Origin of the sequence: Vibrio rarus (assembly GCF_024347075.1) — a bacterium.
In the GTDB taxonomy this organism is placed as follows: Bacteria; Pseudomonadota; Gammaproteobacteria; order Enterobacterales; family Vibrionaceae; genus Vibrio; species Vibrio rarus.
Map to the genome: position 1 here is coordinate 1387739 of NZ_AP024900.1, position 24381 is coordinate 1412119.

Here is a 24381-nt window from a genome sequence, read left to right on the forward strand (position 1 = left end):
AAATTTCTCCACTTAATCGTCCTAAATGTTCATTTCTACAGCAGTAATTCATTTTGGTTAACTTTCACCAATCTTGATATTAGCCATTGTTGTCTTGTTATCCATGGTGACCAAAATATCACGCCTTACGGCGTAGTGAATACTTATTCACGTCGATTTTGGTCTATACCAGCACTGTATTTCCACTGAAAGTTACTTACATTTTGTACAAAACAAGGAAATAAATGCGGTCTATAGGTGAAAAAACGCCCCATTGCGAAGCATAAAGCATCAAAAATAAATGTAGAAATTGTGTACTTAAATACGCTCCCCTCACATTTAGCTGCGGTTGTGGATGACAAAAGGGGCGATTAATGTATTCAAGGCCAGTACATCCCCGTGATTTGGGCACAAAAAAAAGCCGCTTTAGAGGAAGTCTAAGGCGGCCTTTTTATGTGTTCTGTCTTGTTTAAGAAGAGTGGTTACGAAACCATCTGAATATGACTTTGGCAGAATAGTGCGTTGGCAGAGCGCATGCGATCATGCATCACTTTGATAGGCTGACAAAAGCTCAGAGACTTACTGCCCGTCAGATAGAAATCATCACTATTTACAGAAACCACTATGCTAGCGGTATCGGATGTCTCTACCACCATGAAGTATCCAGTATTGTATTGGTTTTGCAGCTCAACTACCTCCCCCTCCATAGGGTGATACCCTTGAGATTGAGTATCAAAAAACCAACTTTTTGGCTGTACAGGCTTATGGAAGCGCTTTACTGCGACTGCTTTAAGGACAAGTTCTGCTTGGCGTGGAATAGAAAGAGGTAGGCCTTTTACGGAATCTTGGAAGAGATGATAGATATCGGCATCTTCCACCGAGAATTTTTGCGGTTTAAATGCGGCTTCTACCAACACTTTGCGGGCTAAGTTCGAACAAAACACTATATCGTCACTGATCTCTAGCATCAGAGAGGCGTTCTCGTCATCGTAGTACCAATTCCATGTATCGTTTAGTTTTAGCATAACTCAGTCCTGTCTTTAAACTCGGTTCAAGTAAGACGCTACACCATCCCTTTTTTTTCGGGTCCACGTTACTTCCTGATAATTCTACTAACAGCGGACGAAAAAAAAAGGGGAAAATACATTCCCCTTTTTATGCTAAATATTGGATTTCACTGCAAATAAATTACAGATTTATGCTCACAGACTGAATGTGATACACTTTGACTATAGGTTTTTAACGATATCGCGAACCAAGTTAGGACCGTGGTAGATAAAACCTGAATAGACTTGGACTAATTGCGCACCCGCTTGCAGTTTCTCTTTGGCAGAGACATAAGAGTCAATACCGCCGACACCGATAACAGGGATGTCATCACCTAGTTGCTCATGCAACTTAGCCACAACTTCCGTACTGCGTAATTGTAAAGGACGACCACTGAGTCCCCCCACTTCATCCGCAAACTTCATGCCTTCGACCATTGAACGATCCAATGTCGTATTGGTGGCAATCACACCATCAATAGCGTGCTTACGTAAAGAGTCACAAATTTGAACAATTTCATCATCGCTCAAGTCAGGGGCAATTTTTAAAGCAAGAGGTACATAGTTACCGTGTAACTCATGCAACTCAGTTTGCTTCGCTTTTAAGTCGCTAAGCAAAGAATCGAGTGCATCACCATACTGCAAAGTACGAAGGTTTGGCGTATTAGGCGAAGAGATATTTACTGCAATATAACCTGCATATTGATATACCTTCTCCATACAGATCAGGTAGTCGCTGTTACCTTCTTCAATCGGTGTATCTTTGTTTTTGCCAATGTTGATGCCTAGAACGCAATCAAACTTAGCTTTTTTGACATTCTCAACCAAAGCATCAACACCAAGGTTATTGAAACCCATACGGTTAATAATGCCTTCCGCTTCTAATAAACGGAACATACGTGGTTTATCATTACCTGGTTGTGGACGTGGTGTGACGGTCCCTACTTCAACGCAACCAAAGCCCATTGCATCAAATGCTTCAATACATTCAGCATTTTTGTCTAAGCCCGCAGCGAGACCCACAGGGTTTTTAAAAGTGATACCCATGCACTCTACAGGACGACTCGGCAGTTTTTGACGATAGAACAGATCAAGAGGAGTGCCGGTGAATTTTGGAAGATAGTTAATAGCAAGATCATGCGCCGTTTCGGCGTTGAATTGAAATAAGCCAGTTCTGGCAAGACGGTACAGCATTGTGCCTCCGATAAAAAAAAGCCCCGTATAAACGGGGCTGTATTATTTACTTTGTAGCTTCACAATTCAAGTTCAAAAGCATTAACTCTCTTAATGCGACGGAAAATTTAGCAAATTCATGCACATTTCCTACTTTAAATTCATTTAATGTGTTTTCCCAACGCTGTAATGCAATGCGATTGTTGCCGATCCAGTTTTCTATGGTCTCCTCTTCCGACATCACATTCTCACCACAATGACAATTAAGCACTTGTACTGTTAATTGCCTTTGCTGCCAATCGAGATCTTCTCTAAATGCGGCTCTGGCTAAGGCTTGCCAGTTATTATCCACCACTTGATTGTTAATCTGCTCTAAGAACCAATGCAGGGATAATCGCTCTCCAAGATAAAAGTACAATTTTGCGGTGCGCTCAATGGAAGTGCCACACTCTTTCGCCGCCAGCGCTATGTCATAACAGCAATACAAGCTGGACAATCTTGCTAAGTAGTTGGCCAATTGCTTATCCACACCTTGGCTTATCCATTGATCAGCCACTGTTTGATGTTGTTGCACCTCACCAGGTACTAAGAATTGATCCAACTTAGCAACGATCACCGCCACGTCCGATTTAAAACGTTTCACTAACTGTTCAACACTGCTGTTGTGTGAACGGTTGCGTAACATCCAGCGGGTTAAGCGACGTAATGTACGACGAATAACGCCCATTAATTGATACTGCAGTGAAGCGTCTATGCGGTTGTCATGATCGCGAATTTGGCTAAATACTTCTGCAAAGTTAAACAGCTCTTTCGATGCCGTAAAGGCATTGGCAATATCTACCACACTTGCCCCTGTTTCTTCTTGCAAACGAGTGACAAAATTACAGCCCATTTCATTGACAATTTCATTGGCTAAAGCCGTGGCGATAATTTCTGTACGTAGTGGATGGTCATCCATAGTCGATAAATAGTGACAGCGTAACCTCTGTGGAAAGTATTGCCCAAGAAGACGAGAGTGATAACTGTCTTTGGCGATAGCATCGTTAGCAAGCTCTTCTTTTAAAAGCATTTTTCCATAAGCAACTAACACAGATAATTCAGGTCTCGATAAGCCAACCCCCAATTTCTCTCGCTCAAGGAGTTGCTCATCATCCGGAATATACTCCAACTGACGATCTAAATGGCCCGCTTTTTCCATCGTATGAATAAAGCGCATTTGCTCTTTCATACCACTTAAACCCTGCTCTTGTGTGACGGATATGGACTCTGATTGGCAATACGCGTGATGCAGTACTATCTGTGACACATCTTGCTCCATAGAGTCTAAGATTTCATTGCGCTGTTTCACGGTCAAATCACTGCTTTGCACTAACCCATTGAGCAATATCTTGATATTGACTTCGTTATCAGAGCTATCAACGCCCCCCACATTATCAATAAAGTCTGTATTGACGCGTCCTCCATTAAGCGCAAACTCAATGCGTCCTAACTGAGTTAAGCCTAAATTACCTCCTTCACCCACCACTTTCGCTTTCAGTTGATTGCCATTAATTCGCAAAGCGTCATTGGCGCGGTCCCCTACATCCCCATGGCTCTCCTTGCTCGACTTAATGTAGGTGCCAATGCCGCCATTCCATAATAGATCCACATCCATCATTAACAGGTGTTTAATCAGATCGTTGGGTGCCATGGAGTCCTGCGAAACCCCTAGCATAGCTTTGATTTCAGGTGACAACGTCACTGATTTTGCTTTGCGTGAAAATACGCCACCACCTTTAGAGATCAATGACTTATCATAATCATCCCAACCGGTACGCGGGGTATTAAATAGGCGATCACGCTCTTTATAAGCGCTTGCCGCTTGTGGATTTGGATCAATGAATATATGCAGATGATTAAACGCGGCCTGCAAACGTATGTGCTTGGACAGCAACATGCCATTACCAAACACATCCCCCGCCATATCGCCCACGCCAATCACCGTAAAATCGGTGGTTTGGCAGTTAACACCAAGCTCGCGAAAATGACGCTTCACCGACTCCCAACCCCCTTTAGCAGTGATGCCCATCACTTTATGGTCGTATCCGTTAGATCCACCGGAGGCAAACGCATCTCCAAGCCAAAAGTTGTACTGTTCGGATACACTATTGGCAATATCGGAAAAGGTGGCTGTGCCTTTATCTGCCGCTACCACTAAATAGGAATCATCTTCGTCATGACGCACTACATTTGGTGGTGGCACCAACTTTCCTTCAATAATATTGTCCGCCACATCCAGCAACGAACTGATAAATTTACGATAGCAACGTTGCCCTTCAGCAAAGATTTCATCTCTTCCTTGCATTAAGTGCTGCTGTTTACAGACAAAGCCTCCTTTAGCGCCTACAGGCAATATCACGGTATTCTTTACTTGTTGCGCTTTAACAAGACCTAAGACTTCGGTACGAAAATCCTCTTGCCTATCAGACCAGCGCAAACCTCCTCGCGCCACTTTGCCACCGCGTAAGTGAACCCCTTCTACATCAGGAGCATAAACAAACATTTCAAACTCTGGCACAGGTTTGGGGATCTCTGGGATCTGTTTAGGGCTTAATTTTAATGCCAGGCAAGGTTTACGCTCACCCGCATCGGTGACTTGATAATAGTTGGTTCTCAACGTTGCTCTGATCATTTCAACATAGCGACGCAAGATCCGATCGTCATCTAGACTATCCACTTTATCTAATAGCCCTTTGATCTTTTCTATGATTTTTTGTTGTGAACTCTCATCGCCTTTATTTTGTGGTTTGAATCGTTTTTCAAATAGTTGCACCAAATAGGTGGCAATTTTAGGGTGAGCGGCTAACGCATCACCAATATAGTTTTGACTAAATGGGAAACCAACCTGACGCATATATTTGGCATAAGCACGTAAGATAGTGGTTTCCACACCACTGAGTCCTGCGCCTAACACTAAGCGGTTAAAGCCATCGTTATCTAATTCACCTTGCCAAACGCCAGCAAATGCCTGCTGAAAACGATCACGTACTTTATTGAAATCAACCACATTGCTGCCTTTGTGCAACATAGAGAAATCTAAGATCCAATAGGTTTCCGCGTCATTGGTTTCTACTTGATAAGGAGACTCACCAATTACTCTTAAATCAAAGTTTTCCAACATCGGCATTACATCGGATAAATGTATCGGGGCATTTTTATGATACAGCTTAAGATGCACAACCTTTGAGTCCATTAACTCTTCTTGTGGACGATAGAACAACATACCTAACTGATTGAATTCATTTAATAATTGTAAACGCTCTATATCTGCAACCGCCGTATTAGGCAGTACCATCTCTTGATATGATCGGGGAAACGCTTGCATGTATTTTTTCGCTAGAGGCAAACCTCGGCTTTCACCCAAATTGGAGATAACCGCTTGTTTCAATCGATCTCCCCAAGTGGATGAGGCTTCCATAAGATCTTGCTCAATGCTCTTTACATTGTAATCAAGATGACTGTCATCAACGCGCACGATGTAATGGGTTCGAGCCAAAGGACTTTCTGAGAAATAAGTAGTGAATTCTACCTCATTATCGGTATTAAACGCCCGTTGCAATATGCGCTGAGTTTGATGCCTAAGCTCGGTGTTATAACGCTCTTTTGTCACATAAACCATGCAACTGAGGAAACGACCAAACGGGTCTTTACGCACAAATAAACGAATCATATCGCGGTCTTGCATTTGTACGACGCCCATTCCGATATGTAGCAGTTCGTCTTCGGTTGCTTGCAGTAGTTCATCACGAGGATAGGTTTCTAGAATATTATGAAACGCTTTAAAGGCGTATGAACCGGGCATAAATCCACTGCTTTCTAAAATACGAGCCACTTTATTACGGATCAAAGGGATCCTTTCCACGCTTTGGTTGTACACCGCCGATGTGTACAGGCCTGTAAAACGGTGTTCACCAATGACATTACCCTGCTTATCAAAGCGTTTGATCCCAATATAATCATTGTACGCTGGGCGATGAATGCGCGATGCGCGATTGCCTTTGGTCAAAATTAGGATATAAGGTTTCGTCGCCTCTTCTCTAGCGGATACAGAAAAATTCGACAGCTTAGTGGCTCGCACACGTGCAGGATCGGCAAATAAGCCAAGACCTGGCTCTGGTGTGGGTTGTAAAATGCTTTCTTCATCCACCTCTACCAAACGATACTCTTTGTAACCCATTAAGGTGAAGTTATGATCCCCAAGCCAGTTTAAAAACTGCAACGACTCTTCAATATGGTCGTTATCAATGCTTTTAATGGATTCCAGTTGTTTCACCTGCTCTATCACTGCGGCCAAACTGCTGCTCATAGGTTGCCAATCACTGACCACCCGGTGTGTATCTTCCAGTACACTGATTAATTCAGATTCAAGTTGCGTCATCTGTCCTTTGCTGGACAGTCTATCCACTTCGAGATGAAACACCGATTGCAACTGGCCACCTAATTTATTGTTATTAATATCAATAACTTTGTTTTGTTTTAGATGCAGTTTTGCTGGCCCATGTAACATAATATGGCTAGATAAGCCTAAACGTGACAGTGTCATTTTTATTGAGTCTACTAAGAACGACATGTCCGGCACTATGATTTCCACTATGGTGTGCGTTGACTGCCACCCATGGCGACTTAATGTAGGGTTAAATACTCGAACAGAGAGATCATTGAAAGTTTTCTCCTTCATGTGTTGCCATAAACTGACCACGGCCCCATACAAATCGGATTCATTTCGAGATATCAGATCATCATGAGAGATATTGCTAAATAAATGCTGTGCCAGTTTTGTTACAACTTGCTGATGTTCAGAATCCAACTTATCGTTAATCAGTTGGTAGACCTTTTCGAGTAAAACAGGGACTGAGGGTTGACGAGTGTTCACAGGGCATACTCCATATGAGAGTTTTATTGTTATATTAGTAGCTAGAGGTTGCCTCAGTAGCTACGAGCAGAATTCTCTGCTACTTCGCCCTATTGTAAGTTTTTAATATCAAAAATGTTATAAAAATAAACAGATGATAATCAAAAAACCCATACATGTAACAAATTCATTAGTTGCTTCATGTTTCTCTTGAATATGCTCAAAAAAAAGGCTTAGCAATTGCTAAGCCTTAATACATCAATGAAGTGCCTTTATAAACAAACCCGTAGCTTATTTAAGTGCCGCTTCCACTTTTTCAAACAAATCTTTTGCTAAGTTTGGTGTGTCTCTTAAAGACTCAAGCTGTTGACGCATCAACTGTTTTCTTTGCTCATCGTAACGGGCAAATTTCAACAATGGATCCAATAAGCGAGACGCCACTTGTGGGTTGATGCTATTAAGTTTCGCTAACATCTCTCCTGCAAATTGATAACCACTGCCATCAATGGCATGAAATGCATAAGGGTTAGCAAAGAAAGAACCAATCAAGTTACGGGTACGGTTCGGATTTTGTAAGCTAAACGCGCTGTGTTGCATGGACTCTTTCACTCCTGCTAACGCGTCTTTGCTTGGCTTAATGCCTTGTAACATAAACCATTTATCCATAACTAGTCCATCATTAGACCAAGTATCACTAAAGGCTTGCATCAGTTCATCACGACTTTGTAGGCCACACAAGTTGGCCGCAGACAGTGCGCCCATAGTGTCAGTCATATTGTCACTAGCCTTAAATTGCTTAGCGGCTAAATCGCTGTAGTCAGGTAAACAAGATAAGAAATTCAAACAAATGTTACGCAGTGAGCGCTTTGCAATGCTTTGATGGGCAACATCATAGCTCTCACTGGCCAGTGTTTGATAAGTGTGTAGGAGCTCTTTCTCTAATCCTTTTGCTAAGTTCAGTTTTAGAGATTTCAGAGCTTGGCAAATGCCATCAACATCAATGACATCAAACCAACCGCTCACTTCACTGTGCGGTGGTAATGTCAGTGCTTCGGCAATAAAGGCATTGTCTAAATGTTCATCCACTAACAAGGCTCTATAGGCATTCAACACGTCATCGGATAATTGGATTGGGCATCCATCTGTCACAGCCGCTTTGATGTATTTTGCCATCAAGCTTTGTCCTGCATCCCAACGAGAAACTTCGTTAGTGGCGCACTTCATTAACAAGACTAGTTGTTGTTCGCTGTATTGGTAGTTGAGTTTGACCGGCGCGGTAAACTCACGTAGCAAAGATGGGGTTGGTTTCTCATCCACATTTTCAAACACAAAACGTTGAGAGTCCTGTTTTAGTTGCAGAAGTGAAGCACAGCTTTCACCATCTATCTGCAATGGAATAACGGTGCCATCGGCGCGATACAGTTCCACATCAAACGGAATGTGCAGTGCTTGCTTATCCTGTTGCGTGGCGGTGGGTTCGGTATGCTGAGTGATGGTAAGTGTGTACGTTTTGCTTTGTGCATCATACTCATCAGTAACCGAAACAATTGGAGTACCTGACTGGCTGTACCAAAGTTTGAACTGGCTTAAATCAACCCCTGACGCATCTTGCATTGCTGCCACAAAATCATCACAAGTGGCCGCTGTGCCATCATGGCGCTCAAAATAAAGTTTGATGCCCGCTTGGAATGCTTGTTCACCTAAAAGCGTGTGGATCATACGGATCACTTCACTGCCCTTTTCATACACAGTTAAGGTATAAAAATTGTTCATTTCGATGACTTTTTCTGGACGAATTGGATGCGACATAGGGCTGGCATCTTCAGCGAACTGTGGACCACGAATGATACGAACATTTTTGATTCGATTTACCGGGCGAGAGCCTAAATCACTGGAGAACTCTTGATCGCGAAATACCGTTAAACCTTCTTTCAGGCTCAATTGGAACCAATCACGACAAGTCACGCGGTTACCCGTCCAGTTATGGAAATATTCATGGCCAATTACCGCTTCAATACCTAGGTAGTCTCTATCTGTTGCTGTTGCTTGGTCTGCTAGCACAAACATAGAGTTAAAGACGTTCAAGCCTTTATTCTCCATCGCTCCCATATTAAAGAAGTCCACCGCCACAATCATGTAGATGTCTAGATCATACTCAAGATCAAAGCGCTCTTCGTCCCATTTCATGGAATTTTTTAAGCTAAGCATTGCATGTTGGGCACGTTGTTTATTGCCTTTATCCACAAAGATTTCAAGGGCAACATCACGACCAGAGCGAGTGGTAAAGGTATCGGTAAGTTGGTCAAAATCCCCAGCCACCAGCGCAAACAGATAACAAGGTTTTGGATGAGGATCTTGCCATTTAACCCAATGACGACCATTCCCACAATTCCCTTGAGCAATCTTATTACCGTTACTTAATAGAAACGGGAAAGCGTCTTTATCTGCTTCTATAGTGGTGGTGTATTTTGCCAGAACGTCGGGTCTGTCAAGAAAATAGGTAATACGTCTAAAGCCTTCTGCCTCACACTGAGTACAAAATGCACCATCGGATAAATATAACCCTTCTAGTGCAGTATTCTCTGTAGGGTTAATTTGTGTGGTAATGGTTAACTCAAATGACTGCGGTAAGTTTGCAATAGACAAACCCTCTTCTGTCACTGTGTAATCAGACCAAGATTTACCATCCACTAAAAGATCTTTTAATAAAAGCTGATCACCCACCAACTGTAATACAGTGGCCCCTTGTGTAGCGGTGACCATTGAGGTGGCCGTAACTAAGGTATCAGTGGTGTGTAAGTTAAACACCAGATCAAGGCTTTCGATTGTGTGAGATGGGATAGTGTAATCTTTACGATATTTAGCCACAGGCTGAACAGAAGCAGCGTCGTTCATTTCGACTTCCTTTGAATGAAATTAATTTAAGTTAAGAGTCTATTTTTCTTACATAAATTACAAGTTTTCTACTTGTTTATTTAGCAATAGTCGGTAAAAGCTCTTTCCTTTGCAGGGATTATATTACCATACACAATCATAACTCTACTCTAAGGTGCAAAGAGCAATTATTTTTATTTAGAGATGCACAAATACATTGCAAATTTATCAGTAGAAATGTTTAACGTACCCGAGTGAGTTCGGCGTACATGTCGATTCCTGAACCTGATAATGTGAGAGTGTCGTCTTGCAGATTATAATTAGATTGAGTTTCGCCATTTTCATACAGCAATACTAAGTGGTCATCTTCTATATAATAAATGCCGTGTCGTACCGACTCTTGTCCTTCTATACCACTGGTACGGAACATAAAAATAAAATCGGGTTGTAGCACTAAGTCGACCTTTTTAACTTTACTGGCTAATAAATCGTCACCCGACAAAACGCGACTAGACCACAGTCCGGCTAAAGGCTTCGACAAATTTTTCTTAAAAATAATGCCATTTAAATTTAAGCGATTATGGGTAGTTTTATAAGCATACACTTGTGGTGCTTGGCTATTTGACCCCAGCATAAGTGTATCGTCATTGGCATGATACTCACCTTCCCAACGCTCTACGCTGTAGTCTCGTTTTTGTATATCTAAGGTAAAGTAATATTGAGAATTAAAACGCATACGAATGGCAAGAAAATCATCTTGATTAGCGTCAGGTTCGCTATTAACAATGTACCATTCACCGAGTAAAAACGGATATTCAAAACTGGCTTCTTGCCCTTCTTTAGCTTGAGAAAGAAACGGCAGTAAGGTTATGCAGACAAAAATAAACCACATTCTCAACATCAGCTTTCCCTCATCTAAGCAGTAATAACTCAAGCTTAGATACACATCGCTAATAATGCTAAAAATTTGATCTCAATCACACAATTAAACTCGGCAGTTTATGGCAAAAAAAAGGTGACCTATGGCCACCTTTTAAAAACACTTAAACAAAATGCGCTTATTTTTTGTCTGAATCAGACAACATATCAACCATGATAGCCATAGATTCATCTAGGTAAGCATCCGGAGCTTTATAATCACTCGGTACATCATCTAGAGATTTAAAGGCTTTCTCTCCATGGGCTTTTTGACGCTGATTAATGCGTTGCAAGCGTTGCGCTTCTCGCTCTGCTGACTCTTTCTGACGGGTCTTCATATTTAAAGAAAGATCGTTTGAATCTTTCTCAGCTTGATATTTGACAATATCTTGCTCAATGAAACCAAACTCCATGTCTTGTTTAACACGTTGTTCGTGTTGCTTAGTCAAAGTCGCAATTAAAGAAGATTCATCGTGAAATTGGCTGTAAGTGGCTGCCGGAATGCTATCCCAAGGTAGAGCATTGTCCTCAACACTTTCCCCAGTTTCTGCAGGAATCACCGGTGTTGGGTATTGAATATCAGGAATCACCCCTTTATTTTGCGTACTGCCACCGTTAATTCTGTAGAATTTTTGAATGGTGTACTGCACATAGCCCAACTCATTATCAAACAGATCATAGATATGGTTTAACGATCTGTGTTGTTGCACTGTACCTTTACCGAATGAATTCTCACCCAATACGATGGCACGGCCATAATCTTGCATAGCTGCAGCAAAGATTTCTGACGCCGATGCACTGTAGCGGTTTATTAATACCGTTAAAGGACCATCATAACTGATCACGTTATCGTTATCGGAATTGACATTAATGCGGCCATAACTGTCTCGAACTTGCACAACAGGACCGCTAGTTATAAACAATCCAGACAGAGCCGTTGCCTCACTGAGCGCACCACCACCGTTATTACGCAAATCAACTAAAATGCCATCGACTTTTTGCTCTTTTAGCTGTGCAATCAGCTTATCCGTATCTTTAGACAGACCCACATAAAAACTTGGTACTTCTAAAACACCGAACTTTTTACCGTCTTTTTCTATAACTTCTGATTTAACGGCGCGATCTTCTAAGCGAACTTTATCGCGAACAATGGTGATTTCACGACTTTTTGCGTTTTTACCTTCCGGCAAGATTTGCAGTATCACTTTAGTGCCTTTAGGCCCCTTAATAAGTTCAACCACATCATCAAGACGCCAGCCGATAACATCGACGACCTCTTTGCCTTCTTGACCAACACCAATAATGCGATCCCCTTTATTCAGCTCTTTACTTTTAGAGGCGGGACCACCGGTAACCAAAGAACGGATAACCGTATAATCATCGGTCATCTGTAATACGGCCCCGATGCCTTCAAGAGAAAGGTTCATTTCAGCTTGAAAAGTATCGGCATTACGAGGAGATAGATAACTGGTATGAGGATCCACTTGGCGAGCAAATGCGTTCATGTACGTTTGGAACACATCTTCACTATGAGACTGAGAAATCCGTTTCATTGCATTATTATAACGCTTGCTAAGTATCTCTTTAATTTCTGGCCATTTCTTGTCAGTTAATGCCAGATTTAACGCATCATACTTAACTCGTTTACGCCAAAGCTCATCAATGTCATGTTGATTTTTTGGCCAATCCGCTTTACTTCGATCCAATTCGATGGATTCATCCGTATCAAATTTTATTTCATGATCAAGTAAACTAAGAGCATAAGTATAGCGTTCAAAACGTTTACGCATCGCGTTATTGTATAACTCAAAAGCAATGGTGTTATCCCCTTGCTTTAATGCATCATCTAATTGAACACGTTGCTGTTGAAAGCCATCGATTTCAGATTGAGTAAACAGATTATGGCTAAAATCAAGCATGTTTAAATAACGATCAAAGATCTCCGAAGAGAAAGCGTCATCTAAGGTAAATTGCTTATAGTGAGATCGAGTAAAACGAGAAGTGACTCGCTTTGCCGCTGTCTGATGTTGAAGTTCTGGAGTGAGAACAGGTAAGTCTTTAACCGTAAGGTTAGCTTCAACAGCATTTGCTGAAGCAGCTAGCATAACACTAGCTGCAATCAAGGTAATCTTTGAACGCATTTTCATTCGCAGGATAAGCTCCTTTTAAGCGCGAAGATGCTCCGCTTTAACGACCATTTGTAAGCCATTATTGAGTTGCACTCGCACATCGCCTTTGTTTACTTCAACAATGGTCGCTGCCATGTTGCCTTTGCCCATGTTGACATTCACGTTATTACCAACAACAACTTCATCGCTGTTTAATGCACGAGTTTCAACTACTGGGGCTTTCTTTTCTTGCTCAACACGAGGCTTAGGTTTACGAGCCGGTGCTGCTTTTTTCGCTTGAGCGCGTTTAGCTTTTTGCTCTTCACGAGCTTTTTCTGCTTGTTCTTTTCTGCGAGCCGCTACACGAGCTTTACTTTCAGCTAGAGCTTGTTGTGCATGCTCTACGTGTTCTTGCTCTAGTACGCCACATTCGTTGCCGTCTAGGTCAACACGTACCGCGCCAGCTTTAACGCCATGTAGGTAGCGCCAAGAAGAGGTGTATTGTCTTAGTGCCGCTCTAAGTTGAGTCTTGCTCACTTTAGCATCTTCACTTAGACGTTGAGCCAAATCCTGAAAAATACCAATTTTCAGAGGTTTAGCTTCACCCTCTAAAGTAAAGCACTTAGGGAAGCATTCAGCAATATACGCAATCACTTCTTTGCTGGTTTTTAATTTTTCGGTGTTTTCCATGTGGTTTCCTGATTAAACGCGTCTTTCGCGCGAGATTCTCAATAATATTCTTCGCCATTATAAAGAGATGCCAACTAAAAACCACTCCCCAGTGTTATTTTACTGAGAGTTAATTGCCTTATTGAGTGTTTTTTCTACCATATCCATCAATAAAGTCAGTCCTTGCTGATCAATTTCACTAAAACGGTCATGTTGTGGGCTGTCAATATCCAGTACACCGAACACTTCACCATTAATAGAAAATGGAATGACTATCTCTGAATTGCTGGCAGCATCACAGGCAATGTGCCCTGGAAACTGGTGAACATCTTTAATTCTTTGTACCGTATTGGTAGCCGCGGCAGTACCACAAACGCCCCGTCCCCAGTTGATCCGCACGCAAGCAGGATTACCTTGAAATGGACCTAATACCAACTGTTCCCCTTCTTTCAAATAAAACCCCACCCAATTAATGTGGTTCATCTCCATGTTGAGTACCGCACTAATATTGGACAAATTCGCAATCATATTGCTTTCCCCTTCAATTAAGGCGGCAACCTGCTGTGTCACTCTTTGATAATCTTTTATGTCCATTTTTGTCGTACCCATTTTAAATTGTAAGCAAATCCTTTGAAATTATATGCAATTGGATTCAATATCTAGGATTGTGTATATAATGCAATCTGTTGCATGCGAGCCGTTGAGATGACCTCGGCTGTCACTGTGATGAATGTCATTATGTTTTGTTTATAAAAGGACTTTACCCACTCAATGGAAAATAGCAATAGTGCCGAACGTTTCAGAGCCTAATATTCGCCTTTGCCAAGGCTGTGGGTTGGCCGTGTCGCAACAGGCAATACAAAACAATCAAAATGCGTATTGCCCTCGCTGTGATACGCAACTCTATCGTGGTCATCGCCACTCTTGCTCTGGAGACTTGGCGTTAGCCTGCGTCAGTATTTTGCTGTTTATCCCTGTCATTTTATACCCCTTCTTATCCATACGTTTATTTGGCGAATACATCAGTGCCACCTTGCTCGATGGGGTTGTATTGTTATTCAAAGAAGGGTTCGCTTTTGTCGGCCTGTTAGTCCTGTTTTGTGGTTTTTTCGTTCCTTTACTGCATACCTGTTGTGTGGTTACAGCCAATATGGCGTTAAAAACCCGCAATCAGACACTGATGCGTTATAGCATGAATGGGATTTACCATCTTAAACATTGGATGATGATTGATGTATATATCGTCAGTATCGCCATTTGTTGTTTTAAACTCACCGATTACAGTGATCTTATTTTTGGCTTAGCCTTACCCGTCTTAGGGATCTTACAATTAGTGTGTCTAGCATTAGTGATTCGAGTCAGTCCGCGTAAATACTGGCAAAAAATGGACACGGCCCTTCACATATCGCGCCCTACATACACGATGAACTCTGTGACGCCGTTATTAGATTGCCCCCAATGTCATTTAGTGCAAACACACACCACCCACTGCCTGCGCTGCCAGCAAAAAATGAAATTGACTGCCACAGGTTCGCTACAAGCCACGTGGGCCTATTTACTGGTGGCTAGCATCGCTCTGATCCCAGCAAACCTGATCCCTATCTCCATTTTATTTACCAATGGCAGCCGAATTGAAGACACCATTTACACTGGGGTGATCTCACTGGTCAATAACGACATGCTGGCTATCGCGGTGATTATTTTTGTCGCCAGTATCGTGGTGCCTGTGGCGAAGATTTTAGGGATTTTTTATCTTTTACTGTGCATTCACTTCAAGCGCACTGTCTTTCACAAACAGCGCATGATGCTGTTTTATATAGTGAAGTGGATAGGTAAATGGTCAATGGTCGACCTGTTTGTAATGTCGATTATGTTAACTCTAGTAGATAGAGGTCAGGTATTAAATTTTACCCCAGGCTATGGCGCTGTGGCTTTTGCCATTGTGGTGATATTTACCATGCTATCTACAGACGCATTAGATCCACGACTTATTTGGAAAAATCACTCTTACACGCACTTAAATTCAACTTTAACTGGTAATACTTCTGCATGACTGAGCACAATCACTCTACCTTACCACCACCGAACGTGCGCCGCTCAACTGGGTTGTCTCCCCTTTGGGCGCTTCCTATTATTGCGCTGCTACTGGGTGGTTGGCTTATTTACAAAAGTATCAATGAAGCAGGACAACAAGTTCGCATACACTTTGACAACGCTCAAGGACTGATCGCCGGACGTACTACGTTACGCTTTCAGGGCTTAGAAGTGGGCATAGTAAGAAAACTAGAACTGGCCAGCGACCTCAATGGCATTTATGTCAGTGCAGAACTCTATTCCAATGCACAGCAGTTACTGGGGAAAGACACTAAGTTTTGGTTGGTTAAGCCCACCGCCAGTATTTCAGGGGTGTCCGGTCTGGACGCATTAGTGTCTGGTAACTACATTGCCATACAAAGTGCCACCAATGGCTTTAATAAACCACCTACATCATTTAACGCTCTATCTAAAGCCCCACAAGATCTGCACAGTGGCAACACTCAAGGGTTGCGCCTGACCCTTAGAAGTAAAGATTTAGGCTCTGTGAATGTGGGATCAAAGATATTGTTTCGTAAAATCCCCATCGGTGAAGTGTACAGTTTTGATCTTGATGACAACGGTAAATCCGTCATTCTTCGGGCTTTTATTGATGAAGAGTATGAACATATTATTACCAATGAAAGTCGCTTTTGGAACGTCTCTGGCATCAATGCCAAGGTAGGCTTTGATGGCGTCGATGTGCGAGTGGAAAGTCTGGCGGCGCTGATCGGCGGTGGCATTGCCGTAGACTCTCCGGCGCAAGGGAAAAAGGTGGCTCCCGATACAGAGTTTACCTTGTACCCCGATTTAGCCACAGCAGGACGTGGCATCCCCATTAATATTAAGCTACCTGATAACAATAATATTAATCCTGACGGTGCACCTTTGGTGTATAGAGGCATTGAGATTGGCCAAATTACCAATGTCCACCTCAGTAAAGATCGCAGTGACATCATAGCGCAAGCCACCGTTGAACCTGCCTACCATGACATGCTCAATAGTGGCTCACAATTTCTGTTAGAAGAAGCGTCCCTGTCTCTTGCAGGTATAGATAACTTAGGTAACTTTGTCACTGGCAACTACTTAACCCTACTCCCGGGCAAGGGCGACGCCACACGCTGGTTTAATGCGGTGAAACAAGAAGAACTCAATACACAAGACAGTGGCAACTTAGCCCTATCTCTTATGGCAAAGCACAGCTTTGGCTTAGAAACAGGCTCATCCATTCTCTATAAAGGCATTCAAGTTGGCCACGTGACCTCGTCACAACTGCAACAACAAGGGGTTAAAGTTAATGTATTAATTGATGCTCAATATCGTGAATTGATTCGCTCCGCCAATCGCTTCTATGTATCCAGTCATGTTTCAGCGAATCTTGCCGACGGTAGCCTCAATGTGAATGTGCCACCATTACAGCACCTATTAGCGGGCAGTATCAGTTTTATTCGCGCTGGAAAAGAGTCGGTAAGTTCAAACTACCACCTGTATGCCAGTAAAGCTCAAGCTGAAATAGCCTTACACACCACTACAGGCAGTGAAGTGATTTCGTTGCTGTCGGCCACTATGCCATCGGTCAATGTTGGCAGTCCTGTCTATTATCGAAACTTAGTGGTGGGTCAAGTACTGGATTATAAATTGGGCCACTCAGCCATGGAGGTGCAAATTAAGTTGGATAACCAGTATCGCCACCTCATTGATAAAAATACGGTATTTTGGAATCACTCGGCTATTGAAATCGACGCCAGTATTGCTGGCATATCGGTAAAAGCCCCGCCCCTGACTAGCGTATTACAAGGAGGCATCGCTTTTGACTCCATTGACGGGGTGGAAAATAAGCTCAGCCATCACTACAAACTGTATCCAGATCAAGATTCCGCACGTCAGTTTGGAAAAATCATTCAACTCAATGCCAAAACGAACAGCGCCATAACTCAAGGCACTAAAATAAAATACCAAGGGGTCGATGTGGGCGAGATCACTCTAGTGACCCCATTATTTGATCAAAAATCTGTGCAGTTTATGGCGCGAATTTATCCACAATACGTAGACAAAATAGCGGTAAAAGGATCGCAATTTTGGCTTACCACCCCTGAAATTAGCTTATCGGGTATAAAGAATCTCGCCAGTGCTTTAGTGCCCACCATAGAAGTCTCCCCGGCAATGTCCAACGATTTGCACTATCAGTTTACCTTACAACAAGACTCTCCTAGGCGTAATAGCGTGACGTTTTCTCTACAAAGTGAACGCAAAGGCTCGGTGAGCGTTGGAACGCCAATTCTCTATCGAGAGATCCATGTGGGCCAGGTGAGTGATGTCCGTTTAGGGGAGTTATCGGATCGCGTGATCATCACTATTGAAGTGGAGAACGATTATGCCTATTTAGTGCGTAAAAACACCCACTTTTGGAATGTGTCAGGGTTAGATATTTCCGTTGGATTGAGCGGGGCGAGTGTCAAAACAGGCACCGTAGAGAGTTTACTTAAAGGGGGTATTGCCTTTGCCACACCGCAACAGTCGCCACTGCAACCTTTCGCCAAACAAGGACGCTCTTTTTACCTCCACGCCAATGCCGAACCACAGTGGTTGCAGTGGAACACCGCCATTCCTAAACCTCAATAAGGGGATTTCATCGTCCTGAAACGTTAATCCCTTTCATCCAAAGGCGAGCATTGCTACACTTCCCATGCTCGCTTCCCCTCTACAGGACACCTAACTTGCATCAGAATGTATACATACCCGATGAGTTTATCCAACTCATCGCTCAGCAACTGCCTTCTCACCTTGATCTTAATGAACTACTGGATGCGTGCAAACGGCCTTTAAAAAGAAGTATTCGGGTCAATACACTGAAAATTTCTGTAGAGCAGTTTAAACAGCAAGCGAACAAAATGGGTTGGACACTGACCCCTGTTCCTTGGTGTGAAGAAGGCTTCTGGTTAGATAATGTGGATGAATCCACCACAGCCCTTGGCAATACCAGCCAACATCTTGCGGGACTGTTTTATATTCAAGAAGCCAGTTCCATGATGCCAGTCACCGCACTGTTTGATAACCTTGAACTGGATGAACAGAGCCGCGTGCTCGATATGGCTGCTGCTCCGGGGTCAAAAACCACGCAAATAGCCGCTAACATGGCCAATAACGGCATGGTTATCGCTAACGAGTTTTCTGCCAGCCGCGTGAAAATTTTGTTTGGTAACTTAATGCGTTGTGGCATAGGCAATATGGCTATGACCCATTTTGATGGACGAGTGTTTGGCCCTTGGCTTCCCGAAACCTTTGACGCCATCTTGTTAGATGCCCCTTGCTCAGGAGAAGGTTCACTGCGTAAAGATGCCGATGCCATGAAAAACTGGAGTCTGAACTCGGTTAATGACATCGCCAACACTCAACAAGAGCTCATTGAAAGTGCCTTCCATGCCTTAAAGCCTGGTGGCCGACTGGTTTACTCCACCTGCACCTTAAACCTGCAAGAAAACCAGCAAGTCGCCCAGCACTTACTCGAGACTTTTGCAGGACACATTGAAATCGAACCTCTTGATGATTTATTTACCGACGCTCATCGCGCCATAACGGAACAAGGTTTTATTCACGTCTACCCGCAAATTTATGATTGTGAAGGCTTTTTTATTGCCCGATTCAAAAAAACAGGCTCCGTTGAGGCCCCTAAAGTTAAAAAACGTCTAGGCACATTCCCCTTCCAGCCACTCACCAATAAAGAGCGTGACAATGTCACACATTCGTTATTGGATGCGCTGGGTATGCAAATTCCAACGTCGTTTTCTTTATGGCAACGAGATAACGAAGTGTGGTTATTCCCCACCCTTATTGAGCCACTACTGAGCAAAATGCGCTTTCAACGTATTGGCATCAAATTGGCAGAATCTCATAAAAAAGGCTATCGCTGGCAGCACCAAGGGATTGTTGCTATGAGTGAACATAATGAACGCAATGCTATCGACTTAACTATAGATGAAGCCAGACAGTGGTATATGGGTCGAGATATTAGACCTTCGATGCCGTCAGCGAAGGGAGAAGTCTTGGTGCGTTACGATAACATCACCATTGGCATAGGAAAGTGGGTAGGAAATCGCATTAAAAACGGCTTGCCAAGAGAAATGGTAAGGGATAATAACCTTTTTTAATTCAGCGAGATGAGCCAGCACGGTGCGTGATACTTGGCTCACTGGTGGCAGGAAGTGCCTTATGTACTAAACTTGTACCAGTGAAACGGTTAGCGCAGGCTCTTAATATAAGAGCCCTTCCCCAAAGCCTAGGTTAGGATAGCCTAGGCTATTTTTTGTTCTTTGCTCGCTATTTGGGCTATTTAACCAAATGAATACCATCCCCTTGAATGGTAATGTGTCCGGCTTTATACAGGCCACCAATGGTTTTCTTAAAGGTGCCTTTACTGGTGCGGAACACTTTAAAAATAGCATCCGGTGTGGATTTATCATTTAACGGTAAGAAACCCTCTTTCTTATTGAGAAGATCAAGGATTTTTTCACTAAGATCATCCATCTTAGCCACGCCAATTTTCTGTAGCGACAAATCAATTTTGCCATCATCACGAACTTGCTTGATATAGCCTTTTAAGCGTTTGCCTACAAACAATTTACCAATGACATCCGAGCTGAAGATCATGCCCCAATGTTCACCATTAATGATCGCCTTGTAACCTAAGTCACTGCGTTCGGCAATCAGCAACTCAACCTGTTGGTTTGCCTTATAGTGTTGCGGGGTTTTGTCTAACCATTTGTTAAACTTAGTGGTACCCACAATACGGCCACTGGCATTATCTGTGTATACATACACTAATATGGTTTGGCCTTCGTTAAAGCGCGCCCGTTGTTCGCTATAAGGGATCAACAGATCTTTTTTCTCTATGCCCCAGTTTACGAATGCGCCAGTACTATTGATGCTGGTGATTTCCATCAAGCCCCACTCGCCTACTTGCGCTATGGGTTTCTCTCTGGTGGCACACACTTCATTATTTGAATCAAAGTACAAAAACACTTTTATCTGTTGACCAACCTCTGGCTCTTCTTCCAGTTGCTTTTTTGGTAGCAACACACTGCCATAATCGTAAGCATCAAGGAATACACCAAAATCTGTGATTTGTGAGATTTTAAGAGCGTTTAATTGGCCAATTTTAATCATGTTTTTACTCATATTTGTGATTTGGCGATGATTGTATTGTGTTAGGCACACAATACAAAGCCTTTTCTGTGACTTTAACCATTTGCCACTTCTGTGGGCACCCTCATTAGCACCCACTTTGTTAGTCACTCATGCACAGCACTATTGCACATTAATAATGTCGCATTGTGGGTACTCTACTAAGTACTCTTGTAGCTTGGCTTTTTGCTCTAGTTGTTCAGTAAGGATAATGCACCCTTTACCTGCAGCGATAGCTTGAGAAACAATCAGAGTAAGCATCTCTATTACCGACTCATGTTCATCGTTATACACCGTTGCCACTAACTCATTGTTTCTATCGATGCCTAATGTCAATTGCGCTAAAGAAGCAAGATCCACACACACACCATCGAAGTACTTAAGTAAACGCTCTGCAAGTAGTGCCGCAGACGGAGTATCAGCACCAAATAAGACTTTTAAGCCGTTTAAACCACGAGGAAGTCCTTGCTCTGCTAGATTATCAATCACTTTAGCTGCGTCACTGAGGCTGCGCACAAAAGGAACAACGATTTCGACATCGATGCCTTTGTCTCGTAATTGCTTTATAAATTCACATTCAAGTGCAAAGCTCGACTTATACAAGTCAATAGAATAACGAGACACACCGCGGGCACCCAACATAGGGTTAAGCTCTGTGGTTTCAACACTGCCGGCAATCAAGGTAGACAAGGCACTGCTGTCACTATTGCTTAGCTGAACGCGCACTCGTTTGTGTTCACTTAGCGCTAATTCTTCTGCTGCTGCATGTAGCGCGGCTAAATAAAATGCTTTTAAGTCTTGTCCATTTACTACCGCATCCAGTGCCATGCGATCGCTATCACTGAGATCTTGTGGTTGGCCGATAATGGCTGGATGAAAAAACACACGCTCTTGAATCACATCACCTAACGAAAGAAACACATGATCTGCGTTCTCGTTGCGTTGTTGCAAAGCGTTGCCCAAAATAATTCCCGGATTTAGCGTGTTAGCCATTTGCGTCCCTATTCAATTTTTTTCGATATTGATTCCAAAATACCACCTCATATTAATGTTTCAAATAGCCAAATCATAATTTCAGTTAATAAAGTGATTATTTGTTCATTCTTCTGGCATCTATGGTTGTTAAAGTGGCAATCATGCCCCCTACAATGACTCTTATTTAGGCGATTTTTGATAATTTAGATTATTAACGTTTATTCACAAGCATAATTCCGTTATCGTTGAGCCAATTTCGAAAGAAGAAGACGACACATTATGACTCTAAAAACAGATGAGTTGCGTACCCAACCTCTTGGGCCAATGCCAACACCTGCAGAATTATCAAACAGCCACCCTTTAACCGTTGAAATCGGTGCTCGTATAGCAAGCGCACGTCAGCAAATTGAAGCCATTTTAAATGGCGATGATAAACGTTTGTTAGTCATCGTTGGGCCTTGTTCAATTCATGATACTGAAGCGGCAATGGATTACGCGACCCGCCTGGCGGCAATTCAAGATCAGTACAAGGATCAATTGTTCCTTGTAATGCGTACCTATTTTGAAAAGCCTCGCACTATCATTGGCTGGAAAGGTCTCATCACTGACCCTAACCTAGATGGCTCTTATGCTTTGGAAACGGGCTTAAATAAAGCGCGTCAACTTCTGCTTGATATCAATAAACTGGGTCTAGCTACTGCCACTGAATTTCTAGATATGATCACCGGTCAATATATTACCGACCTGATTTCATGGGGCGCTATTGGCGCGCGCACCACGGAGTCACAAATTCATAGAGAAATGGCCTCAGCTTTATCTTGTCCTGTGGGCTTTAAAAACGGCACCAATGGCAGTGTAAAAATTGCCATTGACGCAGTTCGCGCTTCAAAAGCCTCACACTATTTTTATTCACCGGATAAAAATGGCCGTATGACGGTATATCGCACTGCCGGCAACCCTCATGGTCATGTAATTTTGCGTGGTGGTGATACTGGACCTAACTTTGATCAACACTCTGTGGCTAAAGCATGTCAAGCCCTTGGTGAAGTGGGTTTAGCGCAACGTGTGGTGGTGGACTTTAGCCATGCTAACTGTCAAAAACAACATCGTAAACAACTGGACGTCGCCAAAGATATTGCCGCTCAAATTAAATCGGGTAGTCATTCTATTGCCGGAATTATGGCAGAAAGCTTTATAGAAGAAGGCAATCAGCCAATGGATGATCTCAATGCATTACAGTACGGTAAATCTATCACAGATCCATGCTTAAGCTGGGCGCATACTGTGGAAATGCTTGATATACTGTCTGACGCTGTAAAAACACAACTTTAAGGAGAAATTGATGCCGTCATTTGACATTGTTTCAGAAGTCGAATCTGTTGAACTACGTCACGCTGTTGAAAACGCCAACCGTGAACTGGCCACCCGCTTTGATTTTCGTGGCGTACAAGCCAGTTTTGAATTTAAAGACGATTCGGTCAAACTTATCGCTGAAGCCGAGTTTCAGCTAAAGCAAATGCGTGACATCTTACGAGGCAATCTGACCAAACGTAGTGTTGACGTAAACACTATGGACTCTCAAAAAGAAGAAGCCTCAGGCAAAAACTGGTATCAAACCGTGTTGTTTAAGCAAGGTATTGATAAAGAGATGGCGAAGAAATTAGTCAAGCTGATAAAAGAAGCCAAACTCAAAGTTCAGGCGAGCATCCAAGGTGAGAAAGTCCGTATCACAGGTAAAAAACGTGATGATCTACAAGGGGCTATTACACTGATCAAAAGTGCCGATTTAGGTCAGCCATTTCAGTATGAAAACTTTAGAGACTAATTAAAATGAGCCCATCACTGAGCTGAATTTATAGCAAAAAGCGAGGGATATGCCCCTCGCTTTTTTTATGCCAAAATGCCAAAAAACCATTCGCTCGCAACGGTCCATTGCTCTACCGCTGTACTGCCGATAGACGCACTATTTTAATAGCGCTTGCGTTAACCATTGTTCAAATTGAGATTTTGGCAAAGCGCCATTAATCATGTCCACCCGTTGCCCATTTTTAAACAGCATAATTGTAGGTATGCTCCTAATTTGAAATTGGCTGGCTAGAGCTTGTTGAGCCTCGGTATCTATTTTCACAAAACGTAGTTGGCCATTGCGTTGTTGCGCTGCCTCGGAAAATACAGGAGCAAATCCTACACAAGGGTTGCACCATGGGGCCCAGAAATCCACCACGACTGGCGTATCACTTTGCAATAAAGCCGAAAAGTTATCGCTGGTGCCTTCTATAGGCATGCCATCAAATAAGGCTTGTTTGCATTTTCCACATTTTGCGGTCTCAGAAATACGGTGATTAGGTACACGATTCAGCCCCTGACAATACGGGCAGCGAGTGTTAAAAGATGACATGTTTCCCTCGTTAATGACTTGTATTTATTGTTTATTTTATTTTAAGTGCACAAGAAGGCCGAGAATCTGCCTCCTTGGTAACCTTGGCATCTAGCT

General features: G+C 42.8%; 16 protein-coding genes. 5 read left to right on the plus strand and 11 right to left on the minus strand.

What is annotated here, in order from left to right:
• Nucleotides 1–461: 461 nt before the first annotated feature.
• From OCU56_RS06560 to OCU56_RS06595, 8 genes are all read right to left on the minus strand, one after another.
• Nucleotides 462–1004: a cell division protein ZapC gene (locus OCU56_RS06560; protein ID WP_261874712.1), complete on the minus strand. Its 543-nt coding sequence runs from the start codon at nt 1002–1004 to the stop codon at nt 462–464.
• Between the two features lie 204 nt (nt 1005–1208).
• A complete protein-coding gene (pyrD, locus tag OCU56_RS06565) occupies nt 1209–2219 on the minus strand; it encodes a quinone-dependent dihydroorotate dehydrogenase (protein WP_261874713.1) in 1011 nt (336 codons plus the stop codon).
• Nucleotides 2220–2265: 46 nt separating this feature from the next.
• Nucleotides 2266–7110: an NAD-glutamate dehydrogenase gene (locus OCU56_RS06570; RefSeq protein ID WP_261874714.1), complete on the minus strand. Its 4845-nt coding sequence runs from the start codon at nt 7108–7110 to the stop codon at nt 2266–2268.
• A gap of 270 nt (nt 7111–7380) precedes the next feature.
• On the minus strand, nt 7381–9984 hold the full coding sequence (gene pepN, locus OCU56_RS06575; protein ID WP_261874715.1) for an aminopeptidase N: 2604 nt from the start codon (nt 9982–9984) through the stop codon (nt 7381–7383).
• Between the two features lie 220 nt (nt 9985–10204).
• On the minus strand, nt 10205–10864 hold the full coding sequence (locus OCU56_RS06580; protein ID WP_261874716.1) for a hypothetical protein: 660 nt from the start codon (nt 10862–10864) through the stop codon (nt 10205–10207).
• A gap of 157 nt (nt 10865–11021) precedes the next feature.
• On the minus strand, nt 11022–13028 hold the full coding sequence (prc, locus tag OCU56_RS06585) for a carboxy terminal-processing peptidase (RefSeq protein ID WP_261874717.1): 2007 nt from the start codon (nt 13026–13028) through the stop codon (nt 11022–11024).
• A gap of 18 nt (nt 13029–13046) precedes the next feature.
• Nucleotides 13047–13679 carry an RNA chaperone ProQ gene (gene proQ, locus OCU56_RS06590; protein WP_261874718.1) on the minus strand — a complete coding sequence of 211 codons (633 nt, stop codon included), beginning with the start codon at nt 13677–13679 and terminating at the stop codon, nt 13047–13049.
• A gap of 99 nt (nt 13680–13778) precedes the next feature.
• The gene (locus OCU56_RS06595) at nt 13779–14252 is read right to left on the minus strand and encodes a GAF domain-containing protein (RefSeq protein WP_261874719.1); all 474 of its coding nucleotides are present in this window, start codon (nt 14250–14252) and stop codon (nt 13779–13781) included.
• Between the two features lie 136 nt (nt 14253–14388).
• Between OCU56_RS06595 and OCU56_RS06600 the strand changes: the two genes are divergently transcribed.
• The 3 genes from OCU56_RS06600 (at nt 14389) to rsmF (ending at nt 19879) form a co-directional block, all read left to right on the plus strand.
• Nucleotides 14389–15711 carry a paraquat-inducible protein A gene (locus tag OCU56_RS06600; RefSeq protein WP_261874720.1) on the plus strand — a complete coding sequence of 441 codons (1323 nt, stop codon included), beginning with the start codon at nt 14389–14391 and terminating at the stop codon, nt 15709–15711.
• Nucleotides 15708–18353, plus strand: a complete 2646-nt coding sequence (locus tag OCU56_RS06605; protein WP_261874721.1) for a PqiB family protein — start codon at nt 15708–15710, stop codon at nt 18351–18353. The genes OCU56_RS06600 and OCU56_RS06605 overlap by 4 nt, the downstream gene beginning before the upstream one ends.
• A 95-nt stretch (nt 18354–18448) precedes the next feature.
• A complete protein-coding gene (gene rsmF / locus OCU56_RS06610; RefSeq protein ID WP_261874722.1) occupies nt 18449–19879 on the plus strand; it encodes a 16S rRNA (cytosine(1407)-C(5))-methyltransferase RsmF in 1431 nt (476 codons plus the stop codon).
• A gap of 178 nt (nt 19880–20057) precedes the next feature.
• Here the strand turns inward: rsmF and OCU56_RS06615 are convergent, their stop codons facing one another.
• Nucleotides 20058–20894: a CvfB family protein gene (locus OCU56_RS06615; RefSeq protein ID WP_261874723.1), complete on the minus strand. Its 837-nt coding sequence runs from the start codon at nt 20892–20894 to the stop codon at nt 20058–20060.
• 141 nt (nt 20895–21035) lie between these two features.
• The gene (locus tag OCU56_RS06620) at nt 21036–21905 is read right to left on the minus strand and encodes a putative PEP-binding protein (protein WP_261874724.1); all 870 of its coding nucleotides are present in this window, start codon (nt 21903–21905) and stop codon (nt 21036–21038) included.
• A gap of 261 nt (nt 21906–22166) precedes the next feature.
• Between OCU56_RS06620 and OCU56_RS06625 the strand changes: the two genes are divergently transcribed.
• Nucleotides 22167–23219, plus strand: a complete 1053-nt coding sequence (locus OCU56_RS06625) for a 3-deoxy-7-phosphoheptulonate synthase (protein ID WP_261874725.1) — start codon at nt 22167–22169, stop codon at nt 23217–23219.
• Between the two features lie 10 nt (nt 23220–23229).
• The gene (locus OCU56_RS06630; protein WP_261874726.1) at nt 23230–23712 is read left to right on the plus strand and encodes a YajQ family cyclic di-GMP-binding protein; all 483 of its coding nucleotides are present in this window, start codon (nt 23230–23232) and stop codon (nt 23710–23712) included.
• A gap of 138 nt (nt 23713–23850) precedes the next feature.
• Here OCU56_RS06630 and trxC read toward each other — a convergent pair whose 3' ends face one another.
• Nucleotides 23851–24285: a thioredoxin TrxC gene (gene trxC / locus OCU56_RS06635; RefSeq protein WP_261874727.1), complete on the minus strand. Its 435-nt coding sequence runs from the start codon at nt 24283–24285 to the stop codon at nt 23851–23853.
• Nucleotides 24286–24381 lie beyond the last annotated feature (96 nt).